At 40.9% G+C, this 15,260-nt stretch carries 15 protein-coding genes; 6 read left to right on the plus strand and 9 right to left on the minus strand.

Going from position 1 to position 15,260, the window contains the following annotated elements; all coding sequences use genetic code 11:
* Window positions 1-7 precede the first annotated feature (7 nt).
* The 6 genes from hemE (at window position 8) to OQX61_RS07855 (ending at window position 4,946) form a co-directional block, all read left to right on the plus strand.
* Window positions 8-1,030 (plus strand): uroporphyrinogen decarboxylase, encoded by a 1,023-nt coding sequence (hemE, locus tag OQX61_RS07830; protein WP_265841096.1) that lies wholly within the window; start codon window positions 8-10, stop codon window positions 1,028-1,030.
* 69 nt (window positions 1,031-1,099) lie between these two features.
* Window positions 1,100-1,645, plus strand: a complete 546-nt coding sequence (gene hemJ, locus OQX61_RS07835) for a protoporphyrinogen oxidase HemJ (RefSeq protein ID WP_265841097.1) — start codon at window positions 1,100-1,102, stop codon at window positions 1,643-1,645.
* 89 nt (window positions 1,646-1,734) lie between these two features.
* Entirely contained in the window at window positions 1,735-2,301 is a 567-nt protein-coding gene (locus OQX61_RS07840; protein WP_265841098.1) for an RNA polymerase sigma factor, read from the plus strand.
* Window positions 2,282-3,043 carry a hypothetical protein gene (locus tag OQX61_RS07845; protein ID WP_265841099.1) on the plus strand — a complete coding sequence of 254 codons (762 nt, stop codon included), beginning with the start codon at window positions 2,282-2,284 and terminating at the stop codon, window positions 3,041-3,043. The genes OQX61_RS07840 and OQX61_RS07845 overlap by 20 nt, the downstream gene beginning before the upstream one ends.
* Window positions 3,044-3,066: 23 nt before the next feature.
* Window positions 3,067-3,867: a PorT family protein gene (locus tag OQX61_RS07850; protein ID WP_265841100.1), complete on the plus strand. Its 801-nt coding sequence runs from the start codon at window positions 3,067-3,069 to the stop codon at window positions 3,865-3,867.
* Between the two features lie 86 nt (window positions 3,868-3,953).
* Window positions 3,954-4,946, plus strand: a complete 993-nt coding sequence (locus tag OQX61_RS07855; protein ID WP_265841101.1) for an ABC transporter ATP-binding protein — start codon at window positions 3,954-3,956, stop codon at window positions 4,944-4,946.
* 40 nt (window positions 4,947-4,986) lie between these two features.
* Here the strand turns inward: OQX61_RS07855 and OQX61_RS07860 are convergent, their stop codons facing one another.
* The 9 genes from OQX61_RS07860 to ilvC form a co-directional block, all read right to left on the minus strand.
* A complete protein-coding gene (locus OQX61_RS07860; RefSeq protein WP_265841102.1) occupies window positions 4,987-5,403 on the minus strand; it encodes a hypothetical protein in 417 nt (138 codons plus the stop codon).
* 141 nt (window positions 5,404-5,544) lie between these two features.
* Window positions 5,545-6,039: a YdeI/OmpD-associated family protein gene (locus OQX61_RS07865; protein WP_265841103.1), complete on the minus strand. Its 495-nt coding sequence runs from the start codon at window positions 6,037-6,039 to the stop codon at window positions 5,545-5,547.
* Window positions 6,040-6,211: 172 nt separating this feature from the next.
* The gene (gene ilvA / locus OQX61_RS07870) at window positions 6,212-7,462 is read right to left on the minus strand and encodes a threonine ammonia-lyase IlvA (protein WP_265841104.1); all 1,251 of its coding nucleotides are present in this window, start codon (window positions 7,460-7,462) and stop codon (window positions 6,212-6,214) included.
* 1 nt (window position 7,463) lies between these two features.
* Complete coding sequence (locus OQX61_RS07875; protein ID WP_265841105.1) at window positions 7,464-8,972, minus strand: 2-isopropylmalate synthase; 1,509 nt, start codon at window positions 8,970-8,972, stop codon at window positions 7,464-7,466.
* A 12-nt stretch (window positions 8,973-8,984) separates the two neighbouring features.
* Window positions 8,985-10,076: a 3-isopropylmalate dehydrogenase gene (gene leuB / locus OQX61_RS07880; protein WP_265841106.1), complete on the minus strand. Its 1,092-nt coding sequence runs from the start codon at window positions 10,074-10,076 to the stop codon at window positions 8,985-8,987.
* A gap of 88 nt (window positions 10,077-10,164) precedes the next feature.
* Window positions 10,165-11,661 (minus strand): ATP-binding cassette domain-containing protein, encoded by a 1,497-nt coding sequence (locus tag OQX61_RS07885; RefSeq protein ID WP_265841107.1) that lies wholly within the window; start codon window positions 11,659-11,661, stop codon window positions 10,165-10,167.
* Window positions 11,661-12,245, minus strand: coding sequence for a 3-isopropylmalate dehydratase small subunit (gene leuD / locus OQX61_RS07890; protein WP_265841108.1), 585 nt, complete (start codon window positions 12,243-12,245; stop codon window positions 11,661-11,663). Before leuD ends, OQX61_RS07885 begins: the two co-directional genes overlap by 1 nt.
* Before the next feature lie 11 nt (window positions 12,246-12,256).
* A complete protein-coding gene (leuC, locus tag OQX61_RS07895; protein ID WP_265841109.1) occupies window positions 12,257-13,672 on the minus strand; it encodes a 3-isopropylmalate dehydratase large subunit in 1,416 nt (471 codons plus the stop codon).
* Between the two features lie 58 nt (window positions 13,673-13,730).
* Window positions 13,731-15,212, minus strand: coding sequence for a ketol-acid reductoisomerase (gene ilvC / locus OQX61_RS07900; protein ID WP_265841110.1), 1,482 nt, complete (start codon window positions 15,210-15,212; stop codon window positions 13,731-13,733).
* Window positions 15,213-15,260: the final 48 nt, after the last annotated feature.

Here is a 15,260-nt window from a genome sequence, read left to right on the forward strand (position 1 = left end):
AATATAGATGAACACGTTATTTTTAGATGCCGCATTTTCGAAGCAAACAGAACGTCCACCGGTATGGATGATGCGCCAGGCTGGCCGTTTTATGCCTGAGTACTGGGAAATCAAAAACAAATACTCTTTCCTGGAGATGTGCAAAACGCCAGAACTTGCAGCGGATGTAACGATGTTACCTGTTGATTTACTGGGTATCGATGCTGCCATCCTTTTCTCTGACATTTTAGTAACCGGAGAAGCAATGGGCGGTGACCTGAGCTTTACGCAGGGTGTAGGTCCTAAATTTGCCAATCCTGTACGTAATGCGAAAGATGTAGACAACTTAAATGTAGATTGTCTGGATAAGTTACAATATGTAGCGGATGCCATTAAAGTGATTCAGCAACGTTTAAATGGTAGTATTCCATTGATCGGTTTTGCTGGTGCACCATTTACAGTGATGAGCTACCTGGTTGAAGGTGGTTCTTCTAAAGATTTCAAGCTGACCAAAATGTTGATGCACAATCAACCTGAAGTAGCACACCGTTTACTAGCTAAAATTGCTAAAGTAACGGCTGATTATCTGAATCTTCAGATTGCTGCCGGTGTAAACGCGATTCAGATTTTTGACAGCTGGGCTATGGCATTGTCATGGAACGATTATCAGGAATTTTCTCACCGTTATATCCAGGAAATCATTGCAAACCTGAATAGAAAAGATATCCCTGTGATCTCTTTCTGTAAAGGTAGTTCTGTATTTGCACCGATCATGGCACAGGCTAAACCTGATGTGATCTCGGTAGACTGGAACGCAGATTTGTTGAATATTAAACAAAGCCTGCCTGCGGGTATCGCGGTTCAGGGTAACCTTGATCCGTTTATCTTATACGCAGATAAGCCGGTAATTAAGAAAACAATCCTTCAGTTGTTTGAACGTATGCGAGGTGAAAAAGGGTTTATCTTTAACCTTGGTCATGGTATTATGCCAGACATCCCATTCGATAACGTGAAATATGCAATCGAAGTAGTTAAAGAATTCAGATACTAATATATAATTCAGGCCATCTCTAAAGCTTGCTTTTCAGATGGCCTTTTTAATGATCAAAAAAGAAACAAAATGGAATACTATTATTACGTACTCTCTGTGCACATCATTTTTGTGGTTAGCTGGATGGCGGGGTTGTTTTATAGTGTTCGCTTGTTTATCTACCATGTAGAAGCGGAAACCAGACCAGAGCTGGAACGCAATATTCTTCAAAAGGAATATGAACGCATGGAGGCGAAGCTTTGGCATATCATCACTACGCCCGCAATGGCACTCACCGTAGCAGCAGGAGTAACGATGGTTTTCCTGAGGCCAGACCTGATGACTCAAGGCTGGTTCCATGTGAAGCTTGCTTTTGTAGTCCTTCTTTTGATTTATCATTTCATTTGTCAGCGGATCATGAATCAACTGAAACTGGGCAAATGTAAAATCAGCTCCTTCAAGCTGCGTTTATGGAACGAAGTGGCCACAGTCCTGTTGGTTGCTATTGTTTTCACTGTAGTGCTTAAAAGTGCAGTAAATTGGATTTATGGGCTGATAGGCCTGATCGTTTTCTCCTGTGTCATCATGATGGCCGTAAAATGGTACAAATCTTACCGTAAAAAGCACGGCTGCTAATCCCCCCGATTCTATTATTTTTCTTTATTTTTCCTGCTGTGTGCAACCTTTCGGTTGTGATGCTCATCTTCTATATACCAAACAAACAGATGATTTTGACGCAGTATACGATAAATGAACTCATGGAAGGCTGTAAAGCCGGCAATCGAAAGATGCAGGAAGCGCTTTATCAGCAAACTGCATCCAAAATGCTGGTCGTTTGCATGCGTTATGCGAAAGACCGGATGGAAGCGGAAGATGTTTTGCAAATGGGTTTTATCAAAATTTTTCAAAAGATTGGGGAGTATAGAGGAGAGGGGTCTTTTGAAGGATGGATGAGAAGGGTCATGGTGAACACCGCAATTGAGAGTTATAGAAAAAATTTACGCAGCCTGAATGTGGTTCCGATTGAGGATGCTTACGAGCAACCAGGTAGCGGATTCGACTTTAGCAGATTGGGTATGCAGGATTTACTGAAACTCATTCAGCAGCTTTCCGATGGTTATAGAATGGTATTTAACATGTACATCATAGAAGGATATTCTCATAAAGAAATTGCCGCAACACTGGGGATTTCTGAGGGAGCAAGTAAATCGCAATTGTCGAGAGCAAGGGCGATCTTAAGAGAGGAGATTGTAAAAATGGAGGGTATAGATTATGCAAGCTATGCAGGATAAAGATTTTGATCAGTTGTTTAAAGATAAATTTGAAGGGGCAGAAATGCAGCCATCTACAAATTTATGGAGCAATATTGAAAAGGAACTGACACCAAAGAAAAAACGTGTTTTCCCGGTTTATCTGGCTGCAGCAGCAGCTGTAGCTGTGATTGCGGTTTCCGTAGGATTGTTGGTTCCGGAAAGGGAAAAGGTGCAATTACAAGGTGCTGAGGTCGCTACAGTTTTGGAAACCAGGGCTGCTGATGCGGCTTCTGCTACAGGATCAGTAGTTTCCAGAGGTTCATCAGACGATGTGCTTAGCGGATCAGATGTTCCGGTTTCCGAACAAGGTACTCCTTTGGTACTTGCTCCGAAAGTAAAGCTGAGAAACCTGGTTCAGGAAAATAATTTGATGGCCTTGCAACGTAATGAAAGGATCAGACGTCATCAATTAAAACCAGTTGAAGTTCGTACTGCTTTGAAAGAAGAAGTAAGCGCAATACCAGATCTGCCAACGGAAAATGTGATCGCCAGTGTAGTCCTGCCTGATGTTCAGAACGGAGATCAGAAGATCATGGAAACAGAAGGCAGAGAAGAAAGAAAAGGCATTAGAAATGTAGGCGATGTGATCAATTTTGTGGTAGATAAACTGGATAAAAGAGAGAGGAAATTGATACAGTTTAAAACGGATGAAGATGACAACTCTTCATTAATCGCGCTAAACATTGGAATATTAAAGTTTAATCCGAAAAGGAACAAATAATACACACAGCTCAAACCAACAATATGAAGAAACTAGTATGGACAACACTTTTGGTAAGCGGGCTTGCCGGTGTTATGGCACAAGGTGCATTTGCACAGCAGGATAGCGTTAAAAAGAAATCAACATTCGGGCTTGACAATGGGCTGATCTCTATCAGCATCAATGGGAAAGACAGTACCAGTAAAGCCAAATCATCTCACGGTCGTTTTACTGGGGGGATTACGCTAACACGCCTGGATATTGGTTTCTCCAGGTTGGTAGACAATGGCAGCTTCTCTTTATCAAAAGAAAATGAGTTCCTGGATTATACCGGTGGAAAAACAAGTACGGTCTCATTTGATGTTTTACAGTTGGGCTACCGCTTTAATTCCCATTTTAAAATCTATATGGCTGGTGGTTTCGACTGGACGATGATTCGTCTGAAACAGAACATCACCCTGGAAAAGAATAGCCCGACCATGTCTTATACGGAAGAATCCATACAATTCTCTAAAAACAGGTTGTCCAACAGTTATGTGCATATTCCTCTGAACTTTGAATTGCGCAGCAAAGAAAACGCCCATGGTAAACGCTTTACCTTTGTATTCGGACCAGAAGTGGCCTTCCTGTTAAATGCAAAAGTGAAACAGGTGAGTAAAGAGAATGGAAAAGAGAAGTTTAAAGACGACTATAATTTTGAGCCATTCCGTTATGGAGGTACATTGCGCCTGGGCTATGGTGGATTCGGTGTCTTTACCAAGTATTATTTTAACGATATGTTTACCACTACCGCACAAAAAGGACTTAGAAATATGTCTTTTGGTGTCACCTTAGGATTGAACTAATCCACACACACAAATATATCTGATCCTGTAGCCGCTAAGGTTGCGGGATTTTTTTGTGGCAATGCGAAATACTTTATCTTTACCATGTGAAAGAAAAAATCATCAGCGTTAAAAACATCAGTAAGCAATATCAGCAGGAACAGGTTTCAGGGATTCGTAACATTAGCTTCGACATCAATAAAGGGGATATTCTCGCCATTATCGGTGAAAGCGGCAGTGGTAAGTCGACCTTGCTGAAATGTATTTACGGCTTATTGACTGTGGATGAAGGAGACGTTTTCTATCAGGATGAAAAGGTATGGGGCCCGGATGTACTGCTGATCCCCGGACATAAGCAGATGAAAATGGTGACCCAGGATTTTTCACTAAACATCTATGCGAAAGTATATGATAACATTGCTTCCATGATGGCGAATACAGATGTCCATCATAAACATCAGAAAACGATGGAAATGATGGCACATTTGCATATTGATCACCTGAAAGATAAAAAGATTACACAATTAAGTGGGGGAGAGCAGCAAAGGGTAGCAATTGCCAAAGCTTTGGTAACGGATACTTCCGTTTTATTGCTGGATGAACCCTTTAGTCAGGTGGATGCTTTACTTAAAAATCAGCTTCGCGCAGACATTAAAAGAATCGCTGCGGAAACCGGGGTAACGGTCATCATGGTTTCTCATGATCCCGCAGATGGATTGTTCCTGGCCGACGAGCTATTGATCATGAAAGACGGTCATTTGATAGAACGCGGTAAGCCAGTCGATATTTATCAGCAACCAAAGCATATTTATACTGCCAGGATGCTCGGAAATGCAGTGGTCTTAAACCCTGAAGAAGCACATAAACTGGGCTTAGAGGTAAAGGAAGGTCATGCGGTATTTTATCCGGAGTGGGTAGAACTGAACAATTCCTGGAACAGCAGACGCTTTGAGGTGAAAGATGTGTATTATAAAGGTTTTTATGAAGAGCTGTTACTCGAAAGAAATGGGGTGAAAATCAGAGCGATTCAATTGAACAGAGGCGTCCATAAAAAAAACGACCACGTTCAGGCGAACATTGGTCGTTTCTTATCGTTATAAAACAGGTCAACTTTGATCTGTTTTGAAAATTACTAAGGTCTTATCTTAAAGTGGAAGTCACAAAAGTTACCCTTAAACCCATGTCTCTTATTGGTGGGTTGGGTAGTATGCTTGGGTCTCCCGTAGTTTGGATGTCAATGATAATAAAACCTCTTTTTACCGTGTACGAATAAGTTTCGCCACCAAATACAAATGGCATTGCACTGTATTCCGGAATTGCATTATCAGTATAAAGCGAAACAATTAAACCGTCATTTAAAAACGTCTCCTCATCCAGTTCAGAAAAAGGGATGGTGGCCGTCAAAGTCGTTCTATTTGAATTAGGAATCCAGGCAGCTGGTCTGATGATCTTTTCAATGGTTTCATTTGGAAGTCCCGGATCAACGATCACTTCCTTCTTGCACGAAGACAGACCTAGTGCGGCCGTGCAAAGTAATAATAGTAATATTTTTCTCATGTGATTTGTGTGTTTGATGTTCGTATAGCAAATCTATTGCCATAAAAATACAATTCTGTTTTTACTTATGCGGTAATTAAAATGTGATACAAAATATTGTATGGTAATATAGTTAAAATCCAGTTATTTAGAGAATTATAATCATCGTTTTGTGGCATTAAAAGGAAGTCCGGAGGCCAGGTTGGTGACGGCATCTGCCATCCGCTGGATTCTGGTTTGCATCACCACAGCGTCTAGCAGCCAGGTAAAACACTCTTCTTGTTTACTGGAAGATAGTTTTTGGAAAGCAGCCCAGGCAGCAGGTTCATCTTTTAAGCAGTCAATAAAATCCTCATTTCCAATTTCGACCTTTGGATCACCATCCGGATATAAACGCACCCTAACCCGTTCTCCTTCCTGTTTTTTAATCGTCTTGCGGATTTCGGCCCTTACCGGAAGAAAAAGTACGCCCTTTTTCATGGGCATCAGCGTTGCTTTATTGATTTCAAAGCTGTCGATGAATCCTTTCACCTTTTGCCAGCCAAAATAATCATGTTTACCAGGTACTATTTCCGGAAAACGGACATAGGTCCAGCCGCCCTTCCCAGGGAAACGTTCCAGTAATAAATCCTGATCAATCAATGGTAAATCTTCCATAAGCCCGCTGTCCTCTTAATCGCTGATATAAAATTATATATATTTTATCAGAATAAAGACATTACAAAACTTAAGCGGGAACAAAACAGAAATCCTGGTTATCATAAAAGGCCGTTCACGGGAGTGTGATACGGCCTTTTATCCAAATCTATAGGGGGCTATTAATAAGCTTTTATACCAGATACTCAAACAAAGTCTGATCGTTGTTCAGTTCAATAATTTCAAACTTAAACTCTTTCATTCTTTGCAGTAAAGCATCATAATCTGTAGGCTCTGCCAGTTCAATACCAACTAAGGCAGGACCATTTTCACGGTTTGTTTTTTTAATAAACTCAAACCTGGTGATGTCGTCATGTGGACCTAAAACATTGTTCACAAACAACTTTAAAGCTCCCGGACGTTGTGGAAAACGCACAATGAAATAATGTTTCAATCCTTCAAAAAGCAATGACTTCTCTTTGATCTCCTGCATTCTTTCAATATCGTTGTTACCACCGCTGACAATACAAACTACCGTTTTACCGATGATCTGATCTTTGATCTGCTCTAAAGAAGCTACTGCCAATGCGCCTGCAGGTTCTACCACAATGGCATCTTCATTATACAGTTTCACAATTGTAGTACAGATTTTTCCTTCCGGAATCAATAACATCTGATCTAACAATTCATTGCAATAAGCAAAAGTAAGGTTACCTACTCTTTTCACTGCGGCACCATCTACAAAGCGATCAATGTCACCTAATAAAACAGGAGCACCACTATTCAACGCATGTTTCATAGAAGGCGCACCTTCTGGTTCCACACCAATCAGTTCAATAGCAGGTTTCAGGTTTCTTAAATAGCTACCAACACCCGAAGCGAGGCCACCACCACCAATCGGCATGATCACCATATCCAGTTCCGGAAGGTCTTCAAAAATCTCTACACCTACCGTACCCTGACCTTCGATCACTTTTGTATTGTCAAAAGGAGGAACGAAAGTCATCCCGTGTTGTGCAGTATAAGCCAGGGCTTCTTTTAAACAATCGTCAAACGTATCACCTACCAGCACAATCTGAATATGGTCGCCACCAAACATTTCTGTTTGTTTAACCTTTTGTTTAGGGGTAATTTCCGGCATAAAAATAACCCCTTTGATGTTCAGCTTTTTGCAGGAATGTGCCACACCCTGTGCATGATTTCCAGCACTGGCGCAAACTACCCCCTTTGCTACCTGCTCAGGTTCAAGGGTGCTGATCATGTTGTAAGCACCCCTTAATTTATAAGAGCGTACCAATTGCAAATCTTCTCTTTTCAGGTAAATATTTGCCTGGTATGTTTTAGAAAGTCCTGCATTGTATTCCAAAGGGGTACGTTTTACCGTACCTTTTAATCGTTCTGCTGCCGCCAGAAAATCCAGTATCACTTCTTTTTCTACACTCATTTTAGATAAATTTATTCATTGCATCCAGATACGCATTGGCCGAAGCTTTTACGATATCTGTACTAAAACCGTAGCCTACATAAGATTTTCCTTCATAAGAAACCTTCATGTTTACCTTGCTCACATCATCACTACCACCATGCATCGCCTGTATGGTGAATTCATTTAACAGGATGTCTTTTCCAACAATGGATTGAATGGCTTTAATCGTCGCGTTTACAGGACCGTTTCCGGTTGCCATCGCTTCTTTTTCCACCCCTTCATGTTCTAATCTGATGCTTGCAGTAGGGCTTAACGGATCACCACAAAGGACTTGCAACAAGTTCAGTTTGTAACCGTTTTTTACCGCACCTTCTTCGCCATCACTCATTAAGAAAAGAATATCATCATCGCAGATGGTTTTCTTCTCATCAGCTAAAATCAGGAAGCGCTCATAAACCTGATCCAGGTTTAAACGATCGATCTCATAACCTAAACGCTCTAAATGGTGTTTCAAGGCATGGCGACCGCTACGTGCGGTTAAGATGATATCTGCTGAGTTTAAACCAACATCCTCAGGATTGATGATCTCATAGTTTTCTCTGTGTTTCAAGAAACCATCCTGGTGAATTCCAGAGCTGTGTGCAAAAGCATTCTGACCGATGATCGCTTTATTCGGTTGTACCGGCATGTGCATCATACGGCTAACCATACCACTGATTTCAGTGAAATGTTTGCTGTTGATGTTAGTGGTTAGATTTAAGGCATGGTGTGTTTTCAATACCATAGCAATTTCTTCCAATGCCGTGTTTCCTGCACGCTCACCAATACCGTTAATGGTACATTCTACCTGACGGGCACCGTTGATTAAGCCTGCAAGACTGTTTGCAGTAGCTAAGCCTAAGTCATTGTGACAATGAACAGAGATGATCGCCTGATCAATGTTCTTAACGTTCTCTTTTAAGTAAAGGATTTTAGAACCATATTGATCCGGAAGACAGTAGCCATTCGTATCAGGAATGTTTACTACCGTTGCACCGGCAGCAATTACTGCTTCAATCATTTGCGCTAAATAAGCATTGTCTGCACGACCCGCATCTTCTGCAAAAAACTCAATGTCTTCAACAAACTGCTTCGCATATTTTACTGCTGCAACCGCTCTTTCCAGAATTTCTTCTCTCGTGCTGTTGAACTTGTATTTAATGTGCATATCGGAAGCACCAATTCCAGTGTGGATCCTTGGTCTCTTCGCGTATTGTAATGCCGCAACTGCGGAATCAATGTCTTTTCTATTGGCACGTGTTAATGCACAGATAATCGGTTCTCTTATCGCTTTTGATAAGTCTACTACACTCTGGAAATCTCCAGGGCTTGAAATAGGGAAACCAGCTTCAATCACATCTACACCAAGTGCTTCCAGCGCTTTTGCAATTTGAATTTTCTCTGGGCTTGACAACTGGCAGCCCGGCACTTGTTCACCATCACGTAAGGTGGTGTCAAACACATAGACTCTATTAGGATCGTGTAACATAATTCTTGGTGTTTAGTTAGATTTAATATGCTGTGCAATATATTTTAAGACCAATTGTCCCATTTCTTTTGTTCCAAGGATCTGGTCAGGATTGGTTGTTTCATCGGCAATGTCGCCTGTTCTGTAACCTTCTTTCAATACCTGATCTACGGTATCAATGATCACTTTCGCTTCTGCCAATAGTCCGAAACCGATTTCCAGCATCAGGGAAACAGATAGGATAGAAGCTAAAGGATTCGCCAGGTTTTTTCCGGTGATGTCATGCGCTGAGCCATGGATCGGTTCAAAGAAACCAGTGCTTTCTCCAACAGAAGCGGAAGCAAGCATACCCATAGAACCGGCAATCTGTGAAGCCTCATCGGTTAAGATATCACCAAACAAGTTAGCCGTTAATACCACGTCAAACTGCTTAGGATCTTTGATCAATTGCATCGCTGCATTGTCAATGAACATATGAGTAGTTTCTACTTCCGGGTATTGTTTTGCTATATTTTGTACGGTTTCTCTCCATAATCTAGAGCTTTCCAATACATTGGCTTTATCTACAGAACAAAGTTTCTTTCTGCGTTTCATTGCAGCTTCGAACGCTTTGTGTGCAATTCTTTCTACCTCATAACGGTGGTAGATCATTAAATCAGAAGCCGTGTTTTTATCTTCAGAACGGGTTTTCTCACCGAAATAAACATCTCCGGTTAGCTCTCTGAAAAACAGGATATCTGTACCTTTTAATATATTAGCTTTGATGCTGGAAGCGTTTAACAACTCATCAAATAATAAAATCGGACGTAAGTTAGCATACAAGCCTAATTCCTTACGGATTTTAAGTAAACCTTGCTCCGGACGAACTTGTAAAGAAGGATCGTTGTCATATTTAGCATGACCAACTGCACCGAAAAGGATAGCATCACTTTTTTGAGCTTTTTCCAGTGTTTCATCAGGCAGGGGACTACCAGTTACTTCGATTGCAGCATGGCCCATTAATGCCTCATCATAGCTGAAATCATGTCCGAAACCTTTGGCAATCTCTTCTAATACGGCTTTACCCCAGGTAGTAACCTCAGGCCCGATACCATCACCAGGAATGACTAATATATTTTTTTTCATCAGTATAATTTTGTTTTTATCTGTTATGAAGCTATCCTAAGCATATTGACAACTGTTTTCAGGCAGTATGCTTAGGATAGCTTCATTTTTAAATGCTTTGTAATAAGTGTTCAACGGATTTTACTGCACCGTCTTCTAATAATATTCTTTTCTCTATACATTCCGGAAGTTGTGATTCAAAGTGGCCAACGTAAATTAACGTGGTGCCATCCTTACACAATTCATCTACCAGTCTGTTGAAATGTTGTGTCTGTTGCTGATCTAAACCCTGACAAGGTTCATCAAGGATCAGTATTGCTGGTTTTTTGACAATTGTTCTGGCCAATAAGGTTAAGCGTTGCTTACCTAAAGGCAGCTCGTTCATCAAGGTGTTTTTGTAGGCTGACAATCCGAAATACTGAATTAACTCATCTACCCGGGCATGTTTTGTTGAACCCGGACTGCAATACAATCCTGAACTGTCATAAAAGCCGGAGGCAATGCTCTGCCAGACAGTAGCAGAAGCGTCAAAATACCAGTGTAATTCAGGAGAGATTAAACCAATGCGTTCTTTGATCTCCCAAATGCTTTCACCGGTTCCTCTTTTATTTCCGAAAAGATAAAAGTTGTTGGCATAAGCCTGAGGATGATCACCACTGATTAAACTTAACAAAGTTGATTTTCCAGAGCCATTGTGACCTTGTAAAAGCCACTTTTCACCTGCATTCACTTCCCAGTTGATGTTTTTTAACACCTGCTTATCTCCATATCTGATGTTCACATCAATCATTTTGATGATATGATCCGCTGAACCGGAAACCTGACTGGAACCAGAAACAGCATATGGAGCCTCTTGCTGAAGAAAAGAAGGCAAGGGTTTGATCACTTCTTCCAATTCTTCTTTAGGAGATATAGGGGAAGAAATCTCTTGTAGCTTACCATCCTTTAAAACCGCAAAGCGATTAATCGCAGCTGGTAACTCAGTTTCATTACCAACAATGATCAACTGCGTTCCATTATCCGATACTTCGGTCAACAAATCATTTAAGTTTTCACGGGAACGCTTGTCCAGGCCATTATAAGGCTGATCCAAAATCAATAACTGAGGTTTAGACCACAAAGCCTTAATCAATTGCAATTTCTTATGCTCACCGCTAGACAATTGTAAAAGCGCTGAGTTTTTTAAAGCAGCAAAACCTAAAGCGGTTAAAAGCTGTTCTAATGCATCAAATGAAAGTTGCTGATCATTACCAAAGCGCGTTAATTCTGCGATTACCGTAGCGGTGATTGCAGTCGCCAAACTCTGGTAACGCTGTTGATAATAGAAATTAGAAGCCCCTTCAAGATCTTTAAACTGATACCAGTTGGCTACATAATGAACCTTCGCTGGTAAAGCAGAAGAAGGATCAAAATTCAGCTGAATGTCGCCCTCAAGGGTAGGAATCAAACCTGCAATCGCTTTTGCTAAAGTAGTTTTTCCAGTACCACTTTCGCCAGATAACAACCAATTGTCATTGCGATTTATTGTCCAGCACAAACCCTGTAAAACAGGCTTCTGCTGATACGCTAAATTAAGGTTGTGGATATGGACGACGGGCTTTGACATTATTTTTTTTGTTCAAATTCTTCAATTAACTGCTTTTGGTTTAAGATGAAATCGATATCATCATAACCATTGATTAAGCAGGATTTTTTATAGGCGTTGATTTCAAAACCTTCTTTAGCACCGGTAGCAACGATGGTTACCGTCTGGTTTTCTAAATCTACTTCCAGTTCTGCGTTATGGTCTTTTTCAACGGTGTTAAAGATTTCTGCTAAGAACGCATCAGTTACCTGAATAGGTAATAAACCGTTATTCAAAGCATTTCCTTTAAAGATATCTGCAAAGAAACTGCTGATCACCACATCGAAACCAGCATCCTGAATCGCCCATGCGGCGTGCTCACGACTACTACCACAACCGAAGTTTTTTCCTGCAACCAGGATTCTTCCGCTATAATCCGGATTGTTCAATACGAAATCAGCTTTTAAGGTCTGATCACCATTGTAACGCCAGTCGCGGAATAAGTTCTCACCAAAACCTTCACGGGTAGTGGCCTTTAAGAACCTTGCCGGAATGATCTGATCCGTATCAATATTCTCTATGTTTAAAGGCACAATTGCCGAGGTTAACTTTTCAAATTTTCTCATGATTCTTCGGATTAAGCGTGTAAAGGGTCGTTCAATAAAGTTCTTACATCGGTTACCTTACCAGTAATTGCAGCAGCAGCTGCGGTTAGCGGACTGGCTAAAAATGTGCGGGAATCCGGACCTTGTCTACCTTCAAAGTTTCTGTTAGAAGTCGAAACACAGTATTTTCCTGCCGGAATCTTATCCTCATTCATACCTAAACAAGCACTACATCCTGGCTCACGTAATTGAAAACCTGCTGATTCAAAAATCTTATCCAAACCTTCAGCGATCGCCTGTTGTTCCACTTGTTTAGACCCCGGAACAATCCATGCAATTACATTTTCTGCTTTCTGGCGACCTTTTACAAACTCCGCTACTTCACGTAAATCCTCGATTCTTGAATTGGTACAGCTACCGATAAATACGTAATCAATAGCTTTTCCTACCAATTCAGTATCTTCTTCGATGCCCATATAATCCAGCGCCTTCTGGAAAGAAGCCTGTTCAGAAACCGCCTGATCACCTTTAGCAGGGATGTGTGCGGCAATGCCCATACCCATACCCGGATTTGTTCCGTAGGTAATCATCGGGCTGATGTCTGCTGCGTCAAACGTTAAAACGCTATCAAATTTCGCATCAGCATCGCTATATAATGTTTTCCAGTAAGCCAGTGCTTTATCCCACTCTTCGCCTGCAGGAGCAAATTCTCTTCCTTTGATATAATCGTAAGTGATCTGGTCAGGGGCAATTAAACCACCTCTGGCACCCATCTCAATACTCATATTACAGATCGTCATTCTCGCTTCCATACTTAAAGCTTCAATAGTCGACCCTGCATATTCGATAAAATAACCTGTACCACCGGCAGCAGATATCTTAGCGATAATATATAGAATAATGTCTTTAGCAGAAACACCTTTACCCAATTCACCGTTCACCTCGATTTTCATCGTTTTCGGGCGTTGTTGCAATAAGCACTGGGTCGCAAAAACCTGCTCCACCTGTGAAGTACCGATACCAAAAGCAATCGCACCGAAAGCACCATGCGTAGAAGTATGACTATCGCCACAAACCATCGTTTTCCCCGGAAGCGTAATCCCCAGTTCCGGACCGATTACATGGACAATCCCTTGAAAAGGGTGACCCAAACCATACAGCTCAATACCGAATTCAGCACAGTTTTTAGTCAGCATATCCACCTGAAAACGGGAAAGCTCCTCTTTAATCGGTTGTAACTGATTTAAAGTTGGAACGTTATGGTCAGCGGTAGCAACAGTTTGCTGCGGACGGAAAACAGGTAAACCTCTTTTGCGTAAACCATCAAATGCCTGAGGTGAAGTCACCTCATGAATCAAATGGGTATCGATATATAAAATATCAGGGAAACCAGCTTCGCTTTTTACAACATGCGCATCCCAAATTTTTTCTACTAATGTTTTTGACATCTTATTATTGCTTTGTAAATGGCTGAGGCTATGAAAACCTCAGCCGTTTAATTGATGATTAGGCAGTTTTAATTGATTTCATTGCGGTCATAGCTTTTCTCAGCTCTGCACCAACAAGTTCCACCTGATGTGAACGAATCACTTCATTTACTGCGATTAATGCTCTGTTATCCACAGCACCATCTTTACCTGCATTAAAGTTTTTACCTACTAAATCAGTACCTACTCTAGTCATGAAATCAGCAAGTAATGGTTTACAAGCGTAATCAAATAAGTAGCAACCATATTCAGCAGTATCAGAAATAACGCGGTTCATTTCGAACAATTTCTTACGTGCAATCGTGTTTGCAATAAGTGGAGTTTCGTGTAGTGACTCGTAGTAAGCCGACTCAGGTTTGATACCTGCTTCAACCATAGTTTCGAAAGCCAATTCAACACCAGCTCTAACGAAAGCAACCATTAAAGTATAGTTATCGAAATATTCCTGCTCACCGATTTTAACATCACCTGCCGGAGTTTTCTCAAAAGCAGTTTCGCCGGTTGCAGCACGCCATGCCAATAGGTTTTTATCACCATTAGCCCAGTCTTCCATCATGGTACGGCTAAATTCACCGCTCATGATATCATCCTGATGCTTTTGGAACAATGGACGCATAATAGTTTTCAATTCTTCAGAAACTTCAAAAGCTTTGATTTTAGCTACATTACTCAATCTGTCCATCATCGCAGTGATACCACCTTGTTTCAAGGCTTCTGTGATCACTTCTACACCATATTGAACCAATTTAGAAGCGTAACCTGCATCGATTCCTTTTTCTACCATTTTGTCAAATGATAAGATAGAACCAGTTTGCAATAAACCACAAAGAATGGTTTGCTCACCCATTAAATCAGATTTCACTTCCGCAACGAAAGATGATTTTAAAACACCTGCTTTATGGCCACCAGTACCAACGCAATAAGCTTTCGCCTGTAATAAACCCTTTCCTTGAGGATCATTCTCAGGGTGTACAGCGATTAAGGTAGGAACACCGAAACCACGTACATATTCTGCTCTTACTTCAGAACCCGGACATTTTGGAGCCACCATGATCACGGTAAGGTCTTTACGGATCTGCATGCCTTCTTCCACAATGTTGAAACCATGTGAATACAATAAAGTAGCACCTTTTTGCATCAATGGCATCACCGCATTAACCACTGCAGTATGTTGTTTATCAGGAGTAAGGTTGATCACTACATCTGCTGTAGGAACTAATTCTTCGTAAGTACCAACTGTAAAATTGTTTTCCGTAGCATTTTTCCAGGAATCTCTTTTACCTTCGATAGCTTCTTTACGTAAAGTATAAGAAACATCTAAACCACTATCTCTTAAATTTAAACCCTGGTTTAAGCCTTGTGCACCGCAACCGATGATAACCAGTTTTTTGCCTTTAAGCGCATTTACGCCATCCAGAAACTCTGAACTGTCCATGAAATCGCATACACCCAATTGGTTTAATTTTTCTCTAAGAGGCAACGTGTTGAAATAGTTTGACATTTTGTTATAGTTATTTGATTGTAAAGGTTCTTTTAATTTTTGTTTATT

Source organism: Pedobacter sp. PLR (assembly GCF_026239675.1).
Taxonomy (GTDB): domain Bacteria; phylum Bacteroidota; class Bacteroidia; order Sphingobacteriales; family Sphingobacteriaceae; genus Pedobacter.